The sequence below is a fragment of the Amycolatopsis sp. ATCC 39116 genome (assembly GCF_000231075.2).
Taxonomy (GTDB): Bacteria; Actinomycetota; Actinomycetes; order Mycobacteriales; family Pseudonocardiaceae; genus Amycolatopsis_E; species Amycolatopsis_E tucumanensis.
In genome coordinates, this window is record NZ_AFWY03000001.1 from 244,369 (window position 1) to 261,219 (window position 16,851).

The 16,851-nt window shown below is 73.1% G+C and carries 16 protein-coding genes; 13 read left to right on the forward strand and 3 right to left on the reverse strand.

Going from position 1 to position 16,851, the window contains the following annotated elements; genetic code table 11:
- Positions 1–66 precede the first annotated feature (66 nt).
- The 7 genes from AMY39116_RS0301335 (at position 67) to AMY39116_RS0301365 (ending at position 8,310) form a co-directional block, all read left to right on the forward strand.
- Entirely contained in the window at positions 67–1,563 is a 1,497-nt protein-coding gene (locus AMY39116_RS0301335; RefSeq protein ID WP_020415913.1) for an aldehyde dehydrogenase, read from the forward strand.
- A gap of 31 nt (positions 1,564–1,594) precedes the next feature.
- On the forward strand, positions 1,595–2,710 hold the full coding sequence (locus AMY39116_RS0301340) for an NDMA-dependent alcohol dehydrogenase (protein ID WP_020415914.1): 1,116 nt from the start codon (positions 1,595–1,597) through the stop codon (positions 2,708–2,710).
- 57 nt (positions 2,711–2,767) lie between these two features.
- Positions 2,768–4,057: an MFS transporter gene (locus tag AMY39116_RS41990; protein WP_020415915.1), complete on the forward strand. Its 1,290-nt coding sequence runs from the start codon at positions 2,768–2,770 to the stop codon at positions 4,055–4,057.
- Positions 4,058–4,123: 66 nt separating this feature from the next.
- Positions 4,124–5,530, forward strand: coding sequence for an MFS transporter (locus AMY39116_RS41995; RefSeq protein WP_020415916.1), 1,407 nt, complete (start codon positions 4,124–4,126; stop codon positions 5,528–5,530).
- Positions 5,527–6,813 (forward strand): MFS transporter, encoded by a 1,287-nt coding sequence (locus AMY39116_RS0301355; RefSeq protein ID WP_020415917.1) that lies wholly within the window; start codon positions 5,527–5,529, stop codon positions 6,811–6,813. The genes AMY39116_RS41995 and AMY39116_RS0301355 overlap by 4 nt, the downstream gene beginning before the upstream one ends.
- Complete coding sequence (locus AMY39116_RS42000) at positions 6,800–7,573, forward strand: alpha/beta fold hydrolase (RefSeq protein WP_020415918.1); 774 nt, start codon at positions 6,800–6,802, stop codon at positions 7,571–7,573. Before AMY39116_RS0301355 ends, AMY39116_RS42000 begins: the two co-directional genes overlap by 14 nt.
- Entirely contained in the window at positions 7,570–8,310 is a 741-nt protein-coding gene (locus tag AMY39116_RS0301365) for an SDR family NAD(P)-dependent oxidoreductase (protein WP_039791123.1), read from the forward strand. The genes AMY39116_RS42000 and AMY39116_RS0301365 overlap by 4 nt, the downstream gene beginning before the upstream one ends.
- A 5-nt stretch (positions 8,311–8,315) precedes the next feature.
- Here AMY39116_RS0301365 and AMY39116_RS0301370 read toward each other — a convergent pair whose 3' ends face one another.
- Genes AMY39116_RS0301370 through AMY39116_RS0301380 form a run of 3 tightly spaced genes read right to left on the reverse strand, consistent with a single transcriptional unit; the run spans position 8,316 to position 11,103 of the window.
- On the reverse strand, positions 8,316–9,398 hold the full coding sequence (locus tag AMY39116_RS0301370; protein ID WP_020415920.1) for an aminotransferase class V-fold PLP-dependent enzyme: 1,083 nt from the start codon (positions 9,396–9,398) through the stop codon (positions 8,316–8,318).
- A complete protein-coding gene (locus AMY39116_RS0301375) occupies positions 9,395–9,802 on the reverse strand; it encodes a RidA family protein (RefSeq protein WP_020415921.1) in 408 nt (135 codons plus the stop codon). Before AMY39116_RS0301375 ends, AMY39116_RS0301370 begins: the two co-directional genes overlap by 4 nt.
- Positions 9,799–11,103 carry an aspartate aminotransferase family protein gene (locus AMY39116_RS0301380; protein WP_020415922.1) on the reverse strand — a complete coding sequence of 435 codons (1,305 nt, stop codon included), beginning with the start codon at positions 11,101–11,103 and terminating at the stop codon, positions 9,799–9,801. The genes AMY39116_RS0301375 and AMY39116_RS0301380 overlap by 4 nt, the downstream gene beginning before the upstream one ends.
- A gap of 171 nt (positions 11,104–11,274) precedes the next feature.
- Here AMY39116_RS0301380 and AMY39116_RS0301385 point away from each other — a divergent pair, with 171 nt between their 5' ends.
- From AMY39116_RS0301385 to AMY39116_RS0301410, 6 genes are read left to right on the forward strand one after another with little or no spacing between them, the layout of a single operon-like run.
- Positions 11,275–12,513, forward strand: a complete 1,239-nt coding sequence (locus tag AMY39116_RS0301385) for a M20 family metallopeptidase (protein WP_039791124.1) — start codon at positions 11,275–11,277, stop codon at positions 12,511–12,513.
- Positions 12,506–13,327: an IclR family transcriptional regulator gene (locus tag AMY39116_RS0301390; RefSeq protein WP_020415924.1), complete on the forward strand. Its 822-nt coding sequence runs from the start codon at positions 12,506–12,508 to the stop codon at positions 13,325–13,327. Before AMY39116_RS0301385 ends, AMY39116_RS0301390 begins: the two co-directional genes overlap by 8 nt.
- The gene (locus AMY39116_RS0301395; protein ID WP_020415925.1) at positions 13,324–14,055 is read left to right on the forward strand and encodes an SDR family NAD(P)-dependent oxidoreductase; all 732 of its coding nucleotides are present in this window, start codon (positions 13,324–13,326) and stop codon (positions 14,053–14,055) included. The genes AMY39116_RS0301390 and AMY39116_RS0301395 overlap by 4 nt, the downstream gene beginning before the upstream one ends.
- 44 nt (positions 14,056–14,099) lie before the next feature.
- The gene (locus tag AMY39116_RS0301400; protein ID WP_020415926.1) at positions 14,100–15,056 is read left to right on the forward strand and encodes a thiamine pyrophosphate-dependent dehydrogenase E1 component subunit alpha; all 957 of its coding nucleotides are present in this window, start codon (positions 14,100–14,102) and stop codon (positions 15,054–15,056) included.
- Positions 15,049–16,032 carry an alpha-ketoacid dehydrogenase subunit beta gene (locus tag AMY39116_RS0301405; protein WP_020415927.1) on the forward strand — a complete coding sequence of 328 codons (984 nt, stop codon included), beginning with the start codon at positions 15,049–15,051 and terminating at the stop codon, positions 16,030–16,032. Before AMY39116_RS0301400 ends, AMY39116_RS0301405 begins: the two co-directional genes overlap by 8 nt.
- 8 nt (positions 16,033–16,040) lie before the next feature.
- A complete protein-coding gene (locus AMY39116_RS0301410) occupies positions 16,041–16,847 on the forward strand; it encodes an acetoacetate decarboxylase family protein (protein ID WP_020415928.1) in 807 nt (268 codons plus the stop codon).
- The last annotated feature ends 4 nt before the right edge of the window (positions 16,848–16,851 follow it).

Below are 16,851 nucleotides of genomic sequence, written 5' to 3' on the forward strand. Positions count from 1 at the left end.
TGGCCGCCCTGACGTAGCCTCCGTCACAAGCAGTTTGTATCAAATATCGAAGAGGATGAGACGCTGATGTCAACGACGACACCCGCCCGCGACCTGGCTCCCGTCGTGGCCTCCCGCCTCGCCGCGGAACCCCACCTGTTCATCGACGGTGAGCGCCGTGAGGCCCGCAGCGGCCGGACGCGCCCGGTGCTGGACCCGGGCACCGGCGAGCCGATCGCGACCACGGCGTGCGCCGGCGCGGCCGACGTCGACGACGCGGTCGCCGCAGCCGCGCGCGCCTTCGACCCCGCCTCCGAGTGGCGGCGGATGACCCCGCTGGAGCGCGGCCGCGTCCTGACCCGCATCGGCGAGGCGATCTACGCCCGCGCCGACGAGTTCGCGGAGCTGGAGGTGCTCGACGCGGGCAAGGTGCGCGGCGCGGCCCGCGCCATCGATGCCGAGTTCGCCGCGCGGACCTTCCTCTACTACGGGGGCTGGCCGAGCAAGATCCAGGGCACCACGGTGCCCGTCTCGCACCCGGGCATCCACGTCCGCACCGAGCGGGAACCCGTCGGGGTGGCCGGGGCGATCACGGCGTGGAACTTCCCGCTGCTGCTGTGCGCCTGGAAGATGGCGCCCGCCCTGGCCGCCGGGTGCCCGGTGGTGTTCAAGCCGTCGGAGGAGACCCCGCTGTCCGCACTGTGGCTGGCCGAGCTCGCTGTCGAAGCCGGCCTGCCGCCCGGCGTGCTCAACGTGGTGCCCGGCTACGGCGACGAGGCCGGCCAGGCACTGGTCGCGCACGCGGGCGTGCGCAAGCTGTCGTTCACCGGCTCGACCGCGGTGGGCCGCCGGATCGCGCGCGACGCCTCGGACCTGCTCAAGCGGGTCACCCTCGAACTGGGCGGCAAGAGCGCGAACATCATCTTCGGCGACGCCGACCTCGACGCCGCCGTCGCCGGGTCCGCGGGCGGGATCTTCTGGCACTCGGGCCAGACCTGCAGCGCGCCGTCCCGGCTGTTCGTGCAGCGCGACATCCACGACGAGGTGGTGGACAAGCTGCTCGCCGAGGCCGCCGCGTTGTCGATCGGCCACGGCCTGGACTCCGGCGTCGACTTCGGGCCGCTGGTCAACGAGCGCCAGGTGGAGCGGGTCCGCGGCTACGTCGACCGGGCCGCCGCGGAAGGCGCGAAGGTGCACCAGGCCGGGGAACTGCCGGCCGGTGGCGGGTTCTTCTACCCGCCGACCGTGATCGCCGGCGCCACCGACGACATGGAGTGCGCGCGCGAGGAGATCTTCGGCCCGGTCGTGGTCGTGCTGCCCTTCGACGACGCCGAGGAGGCCGCCCGCCGCGCCAACGCCAGCGACTACGGCCTCGCGGCCGGGTTGTGGACGGGCAGCGTCGCCACCGAGCACGCCATGACCCGCGCCCTGCGCGCCGGGACCGTCTACGTCAACGGCTGGGGCCTGACCGACCCGGCCGCGCCGTTCGGCGGCTTCGCCCAGTCCGGCTACGGCCGCGACCTCGGCCCGGACAGCCTCGACGGCTACCTCGAAACGAAGTCCGTGTGGACCTTCCACGGCTGACCCTCCCCCGCGAACGGAAAGAAGAGACACCATGAAGACCCGCGCCGCCGTGCTGACCGGCTATCACCAGCCCTTCGAAGTCCGGGAGGTCGAACTCGACGAGCCCGGCCCCAACGAGGTCCTGCTCAAGGTTTCCGCCGCCGGGCTGTGCCACTCCGACCTGCACATGATGGACGGCGACAACGTCGTGCGCTTCCCGATCGTGGGCGGCCACGAAGCCGCCGGGATCGTCGAGCGCGTCGGCCCGGGCGTCACCCGGGTCGCCGAGGGCGACCACGTCGTGTGCAGCTTCATCCCCAGCTGCGGCAAGTGCCGCTACTGCTCCACCGGCAAGCAGAACCTGTGCAACATGGGCGCCACCATCCTCGAGGGCAGCATGCCCGACGGCACCTTCCGCATGCACGACCCCGAGCTCGGCGACATCGGCGCGTTCTGCATGCTCGGCGCGTTTTCCGAGTACACGACCGTGTCCGAGCTGTCGTGCGTGAAGGTCGACGACTGGCTGCCGCTGGACAAGGCGGTGCTGGTCGGCTGCGGCGTGCCGACCGGGTACGGCAGCGCGGTCAACGCAGGCGAGGTGAAACCCGGTGACACCACGGTGATCTACGGGATCGGCGGCGTCGGGATCAACGCCGTGCAGGGCGCGGTGCAGGCCGGGGCGAAGAACGTCATCTGCGTCGACCCGGTCGAGTTCAAACGGCAGACCGCCAAGGAGTTCGGCGCGACCCACGTGTTCGCCACCGCCGAGGAGGCCGCCGACGCGGTGCGCGAACTGACCTGGGGCGAGGGCGCGGACCAGGCGATCTGCGTGGTCGGCGTGATGACGGAGAAGGTCATCGCGGACGCCTTCGCGGTGATCGGCAAGGGCAGCACGGTCGTCGTCACCGGTGTGGCGAACCCGGCGAACCTGACGGTGCACGTGTCCGGTTCGGACCTGGTGTTCAACCAGAAGACCATCAAGGGCACGCTGTTCGGCTCGTCCAACCCGCAGTACGACATCGTGAAGATGCTGCGGATGTACGACGCGGGCAGGCTCAAGCTCGACGAGCTGATCACCGCCCGGTACACGCTCGACGAGATCAACGACGGGTACCAGGACCTCCGCGACGGCAAGATCATCCGCGGGATCATCGACTACACCAAGTAAGCCGGGCCGGTGGCCGGATGGGGGCCGGCCACCCCGCTTCTCCCCAGGAGCTCACCGATGCGCTCTCCCTCCGCGGTCGTCGCGGCCACCCTGGTCGGCAACTTCACCGAGTGGTTCGACTTCGCCGTCTACGGCGCGGTCGCCGTCACCCTCGGCCGCGTCTTCTTCCCCACCGGCGATTCCGTCGCCTCGTTGCTGGCGTCCCTGGCGGTGTTCGGCATCGCGTTCGTGTTCCGCCCGCTGGGCGGCGCGCTGCTCGGCTCGCTCGGCGACCGGCGTGGCCGCCGGGTGGCGCTGTCCACCGCCGTCATCGGCATCAGCGGCGCCACCACCCTCATCGGCCTGCTCCCGTCGTACGCCGCGATCGGGTTCTGGGCGCCGCTGCTGCTGGTGCTGCTGCGCTGCGTCCAGGGCCTGTCCGCGGGCGGCGAGTGGACGAGCGCGTCGGCATTCCTCGCCGAATACGCCCCGCCGGGCCGCCGCGGTTTCCGCGCCAGCCTGATCTCCGCCTCCGGCGGCCTGGCGATCGTCGCGGGCACCGGATCGGTGCTGCTGCTGGAAAACCTGCTGACCCCGGCGCAGATGCAGTCCTGGGGCTGGCGGTTGCCGTTCCTGCTCGCCGCGCCGCTCGGCCTGGTCGGCCTGTACCTGCGGCTGCGCCTGGACGAGACGCCGGTGTACCGGAGCCTGCGCGAGCGGGACGAGGTCGCCGCCACGCCGGTGCGCACCGCGCTGCGGACCGAACGCCGCACCCTGGTGCTCGCCTTCGCCTGCGCGTCGGTGACCGGCGTCGGGTTCTACTACCTGGCCACGTACTTCACCAACGCCATGTCGGCGAGCGGCAACCGGTCCGCGTCCCTGGCGGTGAGTTCGATCGCGCTGCTGTTCTACGCCGCGATCTGCCCGGTGGCCGGGTGGGTGTCCGACCGGGCCGGGCGGCGTCCGGTCTACGTCGGCGGCGCGCTGGCCCATGCCGTGCTGGCCGTGCCGGTGCTGCTGCTGGTCGGATCGGGCTCGCCCGGCCTGGCGCTGCTGGGCATGTGCCTGTTCGCCGTCCCCCAGGCGTGTCTCAACGTGATGTCGTCGATCGTGCTCGTCGAACTGTTCCCGGCCCGCACCCGGTCCAGTGGTTCGGCGCTGGCCTACAGCCTCGGGGTCGGCCCCATCGCCGGCACCGCCCCGCTCGTGGCCGCGGCGCTCGCGGCCGCCACGGGCAGCCCGCTCGCGCCTGCCCTCTACCTCGCCGTCATCGCTGCCGCGGTCGGCCTCGTGCTGGCCCGCAAGCTGCCGGAGACCGCGGCTCGTCCGCTCGGCGAACCGGCCGCCGTCACCACGCGCGCGGCCTGATCCCACTCCCCCACGCGGCCCGGCCCGTCCGGGCGTTCCCCCCTGCCCTCTGCCCTGGAGGCCGCCATGTCCACCGGCACCATCCTCGCCCGGCTCGAACGGCTCCCGATGAGCCGCCCGCAGTACGGCATCCTCTTCGCGGGTGGCCTCGGCCACCTGTTCGAGGCGCTCGACATCGTGATCATCGGCTTCATGCTGCCGCACCTGAAAGCGGAGTTCGGTCTGGACAACGTCCAGATCGGCCTCATCGGCGGCGCCGCGCCGGTCGGCATGATCGTCGGCGCGATCCTCGCCGGCGTGGTCGGCGACCGGTTCGGCCGCAAACGCGTGATGCTCTACGCGCTGCTGCTGTTCTGCGCCGCCTCGATCGCGCTCGCCTTCGCCAACGGGTTCGCGTTCATCCTCGTGGTCCGCGTGATCGGCGGGCTGGGCGCGGGCGCGGAGGCCGCCATCGTCTCGCCCTACATCTCCGAGTTCGCGACCGGGCACAACCGCGGCCGGTTCGTCAGCGGCGTGACGTTGTTCTTCTCGCTCGGCAACGTGGCAGCGGCGGTGCTCGGCTCGCTGGTCGTCCCGCTGGACGGCGGCTGGCGCATCGCCGCGGTGATCTGCGGCCTGCCGGTGCTGGTCCTGCTGTGGTGGCGGCGCTCGCTGCCGGAGTCGCCGCGGTGGCTGCTCAGCCAGGGACGCGTGGACGAGGCGGACGCCGTGGTGACGCGGCTGGAGGAGCGGGTGATCGCCACCCGCCGTGGCGCCGCTCTGCCGCCGGTGCCGCCGGTGAACGTCGTCGCTCCCGCCACGCCCGCGGTGTCCTGGTCGCCGCTGCAGGTGTGGCGCGGCGGTCTCGCGCGGGTGTCGGTGGCGACGTGGCTCGGCTCGTTCGTGTTCCTGTTCGCCTTCTTCGGGTTCTTCACCTGGATGCCGTCGCTGTTCCTGGAGATCGGGGTCGACCCCGGCGTGGCCGCGACCTACAGCTTCTTCCTGTTCGTGGCCCAGCCGATCGGGTACCTGACCGCGATCGCCGTCAGCGACCGGTTCGAGCGCCGCACGCTGCTGGTGACGTTCTTCGGCTTCGCCGCGCTCGCCTCGCTCGCGCTGGGGGTCGTGCCGCGCGACAGCATCGCCCTGCTGCTGATCGGGATGGCGTTGTCGATCTGCATCACCTGCATCTCCGGGATCGTGTTCCCGTACTGCTCGGAGGTCTACCCGACCGCCATCCGCGCCACCGGCGCCGGGCTGGCCTCGACGGCGGGCAACGCGGGCGGGCTCACCGCCCCGGTCGTCATCGGCCTGGCGTTCGGCTCGATCGGGTTCGGCGGCGTGTTCGCGGTGATGGCCGCGCTGCTGGCCGCGGGCGCGCTCGTCATCCGGCTGTTCGGACCCCGCGTCACCGGCAAGACCCTGGAACAGGTCTTCGCCGACGAAACCACGCGGCCCACCACCCCCAGCGCACTCGAAGGGAGCGCGTCGTGAGCCAGTCCCCCGTCCCGCGCAGGCGGATCTACTTCGCCACGGTGTTCGGCCACCTCGTCGAGTGGTACGAGTTCTCCGTGTACGGTTTCGTGGCCGTCCACATCGGAGCGACGTTCTTCCCCGGCGCCGACCCGATGGCCCGGCTGCTGGCCACCTTCGGCGTGTTCGGCTTCACCTTCGGGTTCCGCCCGCTGGGCGCCCTGTTCTTCGGGCCGCTGGCCGACCGGATCGGCCGTCGTCCGGTGCTGGTCACGGTGCTGCTGCTGATGTGCGGGTCGACGTTCGCGATCGGGTTGCTGCCCGGGTACGCCACGCTCGGCATCGCCGCGCCGGTGCTGCTCGTCGTGTTGCGCGGGCTGCAGAACTTTTCCACCGGCGGCGAGTTCGGCAGCGTCGGGGCGTTCATGATCGAGCACGCCCCGCCGGGGCGGCGCGGGTTCGCCACGAGCTGGCTGATGTTCTCCGCCGTGGTCGGGTTCGTGATCGGCAGCCTGGTGGTCGTCACGCTGGCCGCGGCGCTCGGTGACGCGGCGATGGCCGAGTGGGGCTGGCGGATCCCGTTCCTCGTCGCCGGCCCGCTCGGCATCGTCGGCCTCTACATCCGGTTGCGTCTGGAGGACACGCCGGAGTTCCGCGCACTGGCCGACCGGCACGAGGTGGCGCAGTCGCCGCTGCGCGAGGCGCTGCGGTACCGGCGGGAGATCCTCACCGTGGCGGGGCTGGCGGGCCTGCACACCACCGCGTTCTACCTGGTGCTGACGTTCATGGTGTCGTACCTGACGCAGACCGTCCGGTTCGGCACCGGGCTGGCGCTCACCGCGACGCTCGCCGGCGCGGTCGCCGCGCTGGCGCCGATGCCGTTCGTGTCGGCGTTGTCGGACCGGATCGGGCGGCGGCCGGTCCTGATCACGCTCACCGTGGCGATCGCCGTGCTGGCGGTGCCGGTGCTCGCGGTCATCCGGAGTTCCCCGGCCGGGGCGATCGCGGGGCAGGTCGTGCTCGGGTCGCTGATGGGGGCGCTGGTGTCGACCACGCTGGTGTCGATGACGGAGATCTTCCCGCCGCGGGTGCGCTCGGCCGGTTCGTCGTTCGCCTACACCATCTCCGCGGCGCTGATCGGCGGCACGGCGCCGTTCGTGTCGACGTGGCTGATCGGCGCGACCGGCAGTTCGCTGGCGCCCGCCGGGTACCTGGCCGCGACGGCGTTGCTGGCTCTGGTCGCCGCCGTGTGCTTCCGGGAGCCGGTTCCGTCGGTGAAGGGAGAAGTCCGTGTTGGACAGTGACGTCCTCGACCGCGGCGACGGGCCGGCCGTGGTGTTCAGCCACGGCACGCTGCTCGACCGCACGATGTTCGACCCGCAGATCGCGGCGCTGGCCGGCGCGTACCGGACCGTCGCCTACACGAGCCGGGCGGGCACGTCCCGTTACGGCACGGAACGCTCGCTGGACGACCTGGTCGCCGACTGCCTCGACGTGGTGCACGGCATCGACCGGTTCGTGCTGGTCGGCATGTCGGTGGGCGGGTTCATGGCGATCGAGCTGGCGTTGAAGCACCCGGAGCGCCTGGCCGGCTTGGTGCTGGTGTCGACCATGGCCGACGCGTACACGCCGGAGGAGCGTGAGCGGTTCGGGGCGCTGCTGGAGCCGATGGACACCGAGGAGCCGATCAGCGCGGAGTTCGCCGAGGCGTTCGTGCCGGTGATCTTCGGGCCGCGGACGATCGCGGAGAACCCGGAACACGTGCGGCGGTGGGTGCGGAAGTGGCGGGCGCGCCCGTCGCGCTCCGTCTGGGGCGAGTACCGGTCGTGGATCGACCGGGAGGACCGGCTCGGCCGGCTGGCCGAGATCACGGTGCCGACGCTGATCATCCACGGCGAGGACGACGGCGGGATCCCGATCGCCCGTGCGGAGGCGATGCACGCCCGCCTGCCGGGGTCGGAGTTCGTGCGCGTCCCGGACAGCGGGCACCTGGTGACCGAGGAGCAGCCCGAGGCGGTCAACCAGGCGCTGCGGAGGTTCGTCGACGGGATCGCGCCGTGGTGAGCCGCGAACTGGATGGCCAGGTCGCGATTGTGACCGGCGGCGCGCGTGGCATCGGCGCCGCGGTCGTGCGGTCGCTGGCCGCCGCCGGCGCGGCGGTGGTGATCGCGGGCGGGCGCGAAACCGACGGGCGCGCTCTCGCCGCCGAACTCGGCGACCGGGTGGTCTACGAACCGCACGACGTCGGCTGCGAACACTCGTGGGAGCGGCTTCTCCAGGCCACGGCCACGCGGCTCGGCCGGCCGGCGATCCTGGTCAACAACGCCGGGATCTACCGGCCGGGACCGGACGTGACCGGGACGGCGCCGGAGGACTTCGACGAGCACTACCGGGTCAATCAGCGCGGCCCGTTCCTCGGGATGCGGGCCGCGGGCGCGGTGATGAAGGCGGCCGGTGGCGGGGCGATCGTGAACATCTCCTCGATCGCCTCGCACCGGCCCTATCCCGGGCAAATCGCCTACTCCACCACCAAGTGGGCGGTGCGGGGCATGACGAAGTGCGCCGCGGTCGAACTGGGCGCGCACGGGGTCCGCGTGAACTCGGTGCACCCGGGCTTCATCGACACCGGGATGCTGGACGTCATCACCGAGGAGTGGAACGCCCAGGTCCTCGCGGCCACGCCGCTGGGGCGGCGGGGCCTGGCCGAGGAGGTCGCGGCCACCGTGCTCTTCCTGGTCTCCCCGGCCAGCGCCTTCGTCACCGGGGCGGAGTTCGTCGTGGACGGGGGGCTGGCTTCCTAGCGCGACTACCCGGCTGCGAGGGCCCGCACCGCGGCCGTCACGTCGGACTCGTCGTTGAAGTAGTGGAAGCCGAACCGGACCCGGTCGCCCAGGGCGGTGGCGCGCACGCCGTGCCCGGCCAGCGACCGGGCGATCCGGTCCGCCTCCGCGGTGGCCAGGACGACGATGTGCGAAGCCGGTCCACTGTGGACCCGCTGCAGGCCGAGTGCCGCCGCCTCGTCGGTCAGCTGCCCGGCCAGGCCGAGCACGTGCCGCTCCACCGCGGCCGGGTCCAGCTGCTGGAACAGGCGCAGCGCGGCACAGGCCCCGAGCCAGGAGAACCACGCCGGTGAGGCGTCGCAGCGGGCGGCGTCCGGTGCGAGGTCCAGGTCGCCGCCGAAATAGCCGTGCGGGGCGGCGGTCGACTTCCACCCGGGCGCCAGCGGCCGCAGCCCGGCCACCCGGTCCGGCCGCGCCACCAGCCACGCCGAGCCCCGCGGGCAGAGCATCCACTTGTAGCCGTGGACGGCGAGGTAATCGGGCGCCACGGCCGGGTCGAACCGCAACGCGCCGAGCGACTGGGTGAGGTTGACGAACAACAACGCACCCACCCGGTCGGTCGCGGCGCGCAGGGCGTGAAGGTCCAACCGCTGACCTTCGCGGCTGGTCACCTCGCTCACCGCCAGCAGCGCCACGTCCTCGTCGAGCGCCGCGATCAGGTCCTCGACCCTGGTCACGCCATCCCGGGCGGGCACGCTCACCACGTCGTGCCGCGCCAGCCACGGGAACCGGTTGCTGCGGAAGTCCTGCTCGGCCACCACCACCCGGCCGCGGGGCAGCGACGCGGCGACGGTGGCCGCCGCCTCGGCGAGCGAGGACACCGTGGCGACCGTACCCGGCGGAACGCCGAGGAAATCGGCGAACAGCTCCCGAGCATCGCCGGCGGCAGAGTCCCAGCCGAGCCAGTCGAACCCGCCCGAGGCCCACGCGTCGAGCACCTCGCGCATCGCCGTCACCACCGGCTCCGCCCCCGGCGGCGCGCCCGGCGTGTCCAGCCACACCTGGTCGCGCAGCGCGGGGAACAGCGCCCGGAACTCGGCGGGCGTCACCGGGGCACCGCGGCCATGGCCTCGACCTCCACCAGGATGTCCGGCCGGGCCAGCGCGGCCGCCACGATCAGCGACTGGGCCGGCCAGTCGCCGTCCGGGAACCAGCGGGTGAAGGTCCGCTTCACCACGGAGCGGAAGCCGGTCAGGTGCTCGGTGCCGGCCACCATGCTGAACACCTTGACCAGGTGCTGGGGCTGCGCGCCGGCCGCGGCGAGGAGCCGTTCGAGGTTGGCGAACATCGCCTCGGTCTGGGTCTCGGCGTCGGCACCGGCGAGGGTGCCGTCGGGCAGCGCGCCGACCTGCCCGGAGATCACCACGAGCTCGTGCCCGGGCGGGACGTGCGCCAAGTGGCTGTACATCCCAATCGGGGCGGCGACGGTGCCGGGGTTCCAGCGCTTGATCATGCGTTCTCCTCGGTTCGTTCCACAGTGGTGAGGGCTTCGCGCAGGACGGCGAGCGCCTCGTCCGCCTCGGCGACGGTGACGGTCATCGGCGGGGTGACCCGCAGGACGTTGCCGTGCAGCCCGCCGCCACCGATCAGCAGTCCCCGCTGCCGGGCGGCCTCCAGCACGCGCAGGGTCGCGGCCACGGCCGGCTCGCGGGTGCCGGGCACGACGAGTTCCACGCCGATCATCAGCCCCATCCCGCGGACCTCGCCGACGAGCGGGCAGCTCTCCGCGATCGCGCGCAGGCCGGTCATCAGGTGCTCGCCGACCTTGTCGGCGTTCGCCTGCAGGTCGTGCGAGAGCAGGTAGTCCAGGGTCGCGACACCGGCGGCCGTGGCAAGCGGGTTGCCCCCGGCCGTGGAGATCGAGTTCGCGCCGAGGCAGTCCATCAGCCCGGCGGGCGCGACGACCCCGCCGATCGCGACGCCGTTGCCCAGGCCCTTGGCGAAGGTGATCGCGTCCGGGGTCACGCCGGAACCCGGCATGGCGAAGAACGACCGGCCGGTGCGCCCCCACCCGGACTGGACCTCGTCGGAGATCAGCAGGATGCCGTAGTCGTCGAGCACGGCCTTCATCGCCGGGAAGAAACCCTCGGGCGGGGTGGCGAACCCGCCGGCGCCCTGAACCGGCTCGGCCAGCAGGCACGCCACGTCCCCGGCGGTGGAGGTTTCGATGATCGTGCGCAGCTCGTCGGCGCACGCGGCCACGAACGCGGCGTCGTCCAGGTGGCCGAAGGGGCTGCGGTAGCGGTAGCCGCTGTGCACGTAGGTGACCGCGAGCGGGCTGAGCGCGGTGGCCGACCAGCCCCGGATGCCGGTGGCCGCGACCGTGCCGAAGGACCGGCCGTGGTAGCTGCCGCGCAGCGCGAGCACCTGGTGCGACCGCCGCCGCTGGGTGGCCAGCAGCAGCGCCGTCTCGACGGCCTCGGTGCCGGAGTTGACGAAGAAGACCTTCGCTCCGGGCAGGCCGGACAGCTTCGCGATCCGCTCGGCGAGCTCGACCTGGCTGCGGATCAGGTACAGCGTCGACGAGTGCAGCAGGCGCCCGGCCTGCGCCCGGATCGCCTCGGTGATCTCCGGGATGTCGTGGCCGACCATGGTGGCGAGCAGGCCGCCGAAGAAGTCGAGGTACTCGCGGCCCTCGCCGTCGGTCACGCGGCGCCCTGAGCCGCGGACCAGTTCGATCGGCTCGTCGTAGTAGAGCTGCATCCAGGACGGCATGACCTGGCGGTGGCGCTGCCACAACTCGGCGTGGGGCACGGGCTCCTCCTTCGGCGGACGGCGACGCCTGCGCACGCTAGGACGGCCGCCTGGACCGGCTCACCGTCACCGGGCACGAATTTCAGATAGTCGAAAAACGGGTTCACTCTGATGCAATGGGCGCCTCCGGGGCCGCACAGTGTCGGCCAGCCGAGGAAGCAGGAGGTGACCATGCCGCGACCGACCGACGCCGACGTGACGGCCCGGGTCGACGCCCTGGCCGAGGACATGTTGTCGTTCCTGGCCGCGACGGTGCGGGATCCGAGCGAGAGCGGGTGGGAGGACCGGGTCACCGGCCGATACGCCGACTGGTTCACCGCCCGCGGCTGGCCGGTGACGCGGCAGCCGCTCGAGGAGGCGTCCGGGGAGCCGCGGGCCGCGCAGCGGGAAAACCTGATCGCCTGGTACCCCGGCCGCCGCGGGCTGCCGTGCGTGGTCCTCAACGGCCACGTCGACGTGGTGCCCGCGGGCGAGGAGCAGGCGTGGTCCCGGCCGCCCTACTCCGGCGACCGGGACGGCGGCCTGGTGCACGGGCGCGGCTCGGTGGACATGAAGGGCGGTATCGCGGCCGGGCTGTACGCGCTCGCCGCCCTCGAACAGGCCGGGGTGGATCTGCCGTTCGACGTGGCGGTGCAGCTCGTCGTCGCCGAGGAGACCACCGGGGCGGGCACGCGGGCGGCGGTGCGCGAGACGCCGGAGCCGGCGGCCGCGCTGGTGCTGGAGCCCACCGGCGGGGCGATCGTGCCGGTCAGCACCGGTCTGCTGTTCTTCACCGTCGAGGTCACCGGCGTCGCCGCGCACACCTCGGCCCCGTGGCGCGGGGTGGACGCGTTCGACAAGCTGATCCGGGTCCGCGAGGCGCTGGCCGAGCTGGCGCGCAAGCGGGGCGCGGCGTACCGGCACCCGCTGTTCGCCGACGTGCCGACCGCGATCCCGTTCGCGATCGGCACCGCCCGGGCGGGCAGCTGGCGCGCGGCGGTGCCCGACCACGCGACCATGTCCGGGCGGATCGGGCTGACGCCCGGTGAACCTCCGGCGGAGCTGCGCCAGGAGGTGGAGCGGGTGCTCGCCGAGGTCGCGGCGACCGACGACTGGCTGCGGGACCACCCGCCGGTGGTGCGCTGGGACCACGAGGGCCTGCCCGGCTGGGAAACCCCCACCGACCACCCGCTGATCACCGCGCTGCGGTCCGCGCAGCGGGGGTGCGCGGGCGCGGAGACGCTGACCGGCTTCACCGCCGGCTCCGACGCCGCGTACTTCGGCTCCCGGGGTGTGCCGACGGCGATCTTCGGCCCCGGCGACGTGACCCGGGCGCACGCGCCGGACGAGTGCGTGGCCGAAGCCGACGTGGTGCGGGCCGCCAAGGTGCTCGCGCTGACCCTGGCCAGGCTGGTGGTGCGCGATGGGTGAGCAACGCACGACCGTGCTGCACACGCTGGAGCGCGGCCTGCAGGTGCTGGAGGCGGTCGCGGCCGCCGACGGCACCGCCACCGCGAAGGTGCTCGGGCGGCAGCTCGGCATCAAGATCGGCACCTGCTACCACCTGCTGCGCACGCTGGTCGCCAGCGGGCACGTGGTCCGGCTGCCCGGCGGGTACTACGACGTGGGCCCGAAGGCGGCGTCGCTGAGCCGGCACCTGCAACGCCGGTCCGGGCCCTCCCCCGAGCTCGCGGTCATCCTCACGCGCCTGCACAACAAGACCCGCGAGACCTCCTACATCTCCGGCTGGAACCACGGCACGCTGATCCTGCAGCACTACATCTCGGGCCTGCACACGCTGTCCGTGGGCAACCTCGACGTCGGCTACACCGGGCACATGCACGCCCGCGCCTCCTGCAAGGCGGTGCTGGCGTTCCTGCCGGAGGAGCAGGTCACCGCGATGTTCGCGGGCGTGCCGCTGGAGGCGGTCACCGCGCACACGATCACCGACTTCGACGCGCTCACCGTGGACCTGGCCACCTCGCGGCGCCGCGGTTATGCCCTGGACCTGGAGGAGTTCAGCGACGGCGTCTGCTGCGTGTCCGCGCCGTTCTTCGGCGAGAACGGGATGCCGGCCGGGGCGTTCACGGTGTCCGTGCCGCAGTCCCGGTTCACCGAGCGCCGGTCGTGGCTGATCGCGGAGGTGCGGGAGGCGGCGGCGATGGCGACCGGGCTGCTGCGCACCGGCCGGCTGACCGTGCCCTCGCCCGACGCGCCGCCGCGCACCGACCGGGAGGTCTCGTGAGGACACTGGACTCCGCCCGCGCGGTGGTCACCGGCGCCGGGCGCGGGATCGGGCGCGCGATCGCGGTGCGGCTGGCGGCCTCCGGGGCGTCCGTGGCGGTGGTGGACCCCGACCTCGGCGGCGAGGTCGTGCCGGAGGTCGCCGCCCAGGGTGTGGGCGTGATGGGCCTGCGCTGCGACGTGACCGACCCGGCCGCGGTGGACGCGTCGATCGGCGCGGTGGCCGACGCGTGGGGCGGGGTGGACGTGCTGGTCTGCAACGCCGGGGGCGGCACCGGCCCGATCCACGGCAACCGCGCGTCCGAAGTGGACCTCGGCGAGCTGGAGGCCGTGCTGCGGCTCAACCTGTACGGCACGATCCATTGCTGCCAGGCCGTCGCCGGTTTGATGCGGGCGCAGGGCCGCGGCAGCATCGTCACGATGAGCTCGATCAACGGGCTGGCGCCCACCGCGGACGGCGGCTACGCCCACTACGGCGTCGCCAAGGCGGCGGTCGCGCACTACACCCGGTACCTGGCGCGTGAGCTCCGTCCGCACGGCATCCGGGTCAACGCCGTCGCCCCCGGCCCGATCGGCACCGCCCGGCTGCGCGCCCGCTACGCCGAAGCCGGCGAGAACCTCGACGCGGCAGGCGAACCCGGCGATGTCGCCGGTGTCGTGGAGTTCCTGGCCGGGCCCGCCGCCCGGCACGTCACCGGACAGGTCATCACCGTCGACGGCGGCGCCTGAACCACCCTTTCCCCGACCATCCGAAAAGGAGAGTGGGTACTCCCATGCCCGAAACCGCCGCACTGCTGGCGCATCTGGAATCGATGTGGCGCATCCGGTCCTTCGAAGAGGAGGTCACGCGCCTGCGCGCCACCGGCGACATCGTCGGCTCGGTGCACCTGTGCAACGGCCAGGAAGCGATCTACACCGGCGCGTGCGCCGCGCTCGACCTCACCCGCGACGCGGTGTTCCCCACCTACCGCGGCCACGGCTGGACGCTGGCCTGTGGCGCGCCGCCCCACGCCCTGTTCGCCGAGCTGCTCGGCCGCGCTACCGGGATCAACGGCGGCCGGGGCGGGTCGGCCTACCTCACCGCGCCCGACTACGGCATGTACGGCGAGAACTCCATCGTCGGGGCGGGTGCGCCGATCGCCGCGGGCGCCGCGCTGGCCGCCACGTTCGACGGGTCCGGCCGGGTGGCGCTGGCCGCGTTCGGCGACGGCGCGATGAACCAGGGCGCGGTGCACGAGGCGATGAACTTCGCCGCCGTCCGGTCGCTGCCGGTGATCTTCCTGGTGGAGAACAACCACTACTCCGAGCTCACCCCGATCGCCGACATGGTGCGCGTGGACCGGTTGTTCAAACGCGCCTCCGCCTACGGGTTCCCGGGCGCGCGCATCGACGGCAACGACCCCGAGGCGGTGCGCCAGGCCGTGGCCGAGGCCGCCCGCCGCGCCCGGTCCGGGGCGGGCCCGGTGCTGCTGGAGGCGATGACCCAGCGCATCGTCGGCCACTACATCGGCGACGCGCAGCACTACCGCCCCGCCGGGGACCTGGACGCCGCGCTCGCCGCGGAACCGATCGGCAGGCTGACCCGCGAACTGCTCGCCCTTGGCGTCGCCCAGTCCGAACTGGACGAGCTCACCAGGCGGGTGGACCGCGAGATCGCCGACGCCGCCGCCCGCGCCTTGGCCGATCCTCTCGCCGACCCCTCGACCGTTCTGGAGCACCTGTATGCCTGAGACGAAGAACCTCTCCTACGCCGAATCCGTCAACGCCGCGCTGCGCCGCGCGCTCGCCGAACGGCCGGAAGCGCTGCTGTTCGGTGAGGACGTCGGCGCTCCCGGCGGGGTGTTCGGCGTGACGAAGGGCCTGCGCAAGGAGTTCGGCGAGCGCGTGTTCGACACCCCGATCTCGGAGTCGGCCATCCTGGGTGGCGCGGTCGGCGCCGCGATGTTCGGCCGCCGTCCCATCGCGGAGATCATGTGGGCCGACTTCTCCCTCGTCGCGTTCGACCAGCTGGTCAACCAGGCCGCCAACGTCCGCTACGTCTCACGCGGCACGCTGTCCGCGCCGCTGACCGTGCGCACCCAGCAGGGCAACGCGCCCGGGGCGTGCGCGCAGCATTCGCAGTCGCTGGAGGCGTTGTTCGCCCACGTGCCCGGGCTGCGGGTGTGCCTGCCGGCCACCCACCAGGACGCCTACGACCTGCTGCTGTCCGCGATCTGGTGCGACGACCCGGTGATAGTGATCGAGAACCGCACGCTCTACCACGCCGGCAAGCAGGAGGTCCGGCTCGGCGGTGAGGTGCGGCCGATCGGCGGCGCGGCCGTGCGACGGCCCGGCCGGGACATCACGGTGCTCACCTGGGGCGCGATGCAGCACCGGGTCCTGGAGGCGGCCGGGCGGCTGGCCGCGGACGGCATCGACGCCGAGGTGATCGACGCCCGCTGGGTCCGCCCGCTCGACCTGGACACCGTGCTGGACAGCGTGCGCCGCACCGGGCGGCTGGTCGTCGCTCACGAGGCGCACACCGTCGGCGGGGTGGGTGGCGAAGTGGTCGCCGCCGTCGCCGAGGCGGGAGTACCGCTGCGCTGCCCGCCGGTGCGGGTCGGCACGCCCGACGCCCGCATCCCGGCCGCGCCGGGACTCGCCGCCGCCGTGATCCCGTCGACCGAGGTGATCGCCGAGGCCATCACCAAGTCCGTGCGCGCCTAGGAGGAGCCGTGTCCGAACCCGTCGTCGCCATGCCCCCGTTCGCGCCGCTGTACGGCGTGGGCACCGAGTCGGTGCGGCTGCGCTGGCTCACCGTCGAGTACCGCACCGACCCCCAGGCCGTGGCGAGCCTGCTGCCCGCGCCGCTGGCGGCGACGCCGGACCCGCTGGTCGGGATCTGGGTCGCCGAGTTCCTCGGCGCCGGGTTCCACCTGCCCGACGGCACCGTCGAGCAGCGGCCGCCGTACCTGCAGGCCGGGATCAGCGTGCGCTGCCACCGCCACGGCGAGGTCGGCGCCTACCCGCTCACGTTCTTCATCGAGGGCCTCAACCACGGGACCCTCGGCCGGGAGATCTTCGGGCTGCCCAAGAAGCAGGCCCGCGCTGTCACCCTCACCGAGGAGGGCGGCGCGGTCACCGGCCGCATCGTCACCGCCAACGACATCGAGGTCCTCACCGTCCGGGCGCGGGCCACCACACCCGCGGGCCCGCTCGACCCGGTTCCCGCCTGGTTCGGCAACCACTTCGCGCTCAAGCTGATCCCCAGCGCGGAGGGCACCGGCTACGACATCAGCCGCCTGGTGCGGATCCCGTTCCGCACCTCCGAGCCGGGCGGCGCGTGGGACGGCACGGCCGAAGTGACCCTCCGGCCGTCCACCGCGGACCCCGTCCAGCTGCTGCCGTGCCGGGAGGTGGCCTCCGCCCGCTACGGCGGGATCCGCCTCGACATCGGCTTCGGCACCTACCTCGACCACGTCGACCACGTCCCCGTCGCGGGGACACCGCACTGGGGCAGCGTCGCCCCGGCAGGAGAGTGAGCAC

Bases quoted from the DNA above. Each gene is read 5' to 3' on its own strand.
- AMY39116_RS41995 (WP_020415916.1), top strand. From the start codon at position 4,124: ATGTCCACCGGCACCATCCTCGCCCGGCTCGAACGGCTCCCGATGAGC.
- AMY39116_RS0301375 (WP_020415921.1), bottom strand. From the start codon at position 9,802: ATGATCAAGCGCTGGAACCCCGGCACCGTCGCCGCCCCGATTGGGATG.
- AMY39116_RS0301335 (WP_020415913.1), top strand. From the start codon at position 67: ATGTCAACGACGACACCCGCCCGCGACCTGGCTCCCGTCGTGGCCTCC.
- AMY39116_RS0301340 (WP_020415914.1), top strand. From the start codon at position 1,595: ATGAAGACCCGCGCCGCCGTGCTGACCGGCTATCACCAGCCCTTCGAA.
- AMY39116_RS0301390 (WP_020415924.1), top strand. From the start codon at position 12,506: ATGGGTGAGCAACGCACGACCGTGCTGCACACGCTGGAGCGCGGCCTG.
- AMY39116_RS0301385 (WP_039791124.1), top strand. From the start codon at position 11,275: ATGCCGCGACCGACCGACGCCGACGTGACGGCCCGGGTCGACGCCCTG.
- AMY39116_RS0301400 (WP_020415926.1), top strand. From the start codon at position 14,100: ATGCCCGAAACCGCCGCACTGCTGGCGCATCTGGAATCGATGTGGCGC.
- AMY39116_RS0301405 (WP_020415927.1), top strand. From the start codon at position 15,049: ATGCCTGAGACGAAGAACCTCTCCTACGCCGAATCCGTCAACGCCGCG.
- AMY39116_RS41990 (WP_020415915.1), top strand. From the start codon at position 2,768: ATGCGCTCTCCCTCCGCGGTCGTCGCGGCCACCCTGGTCGGCAACTTC.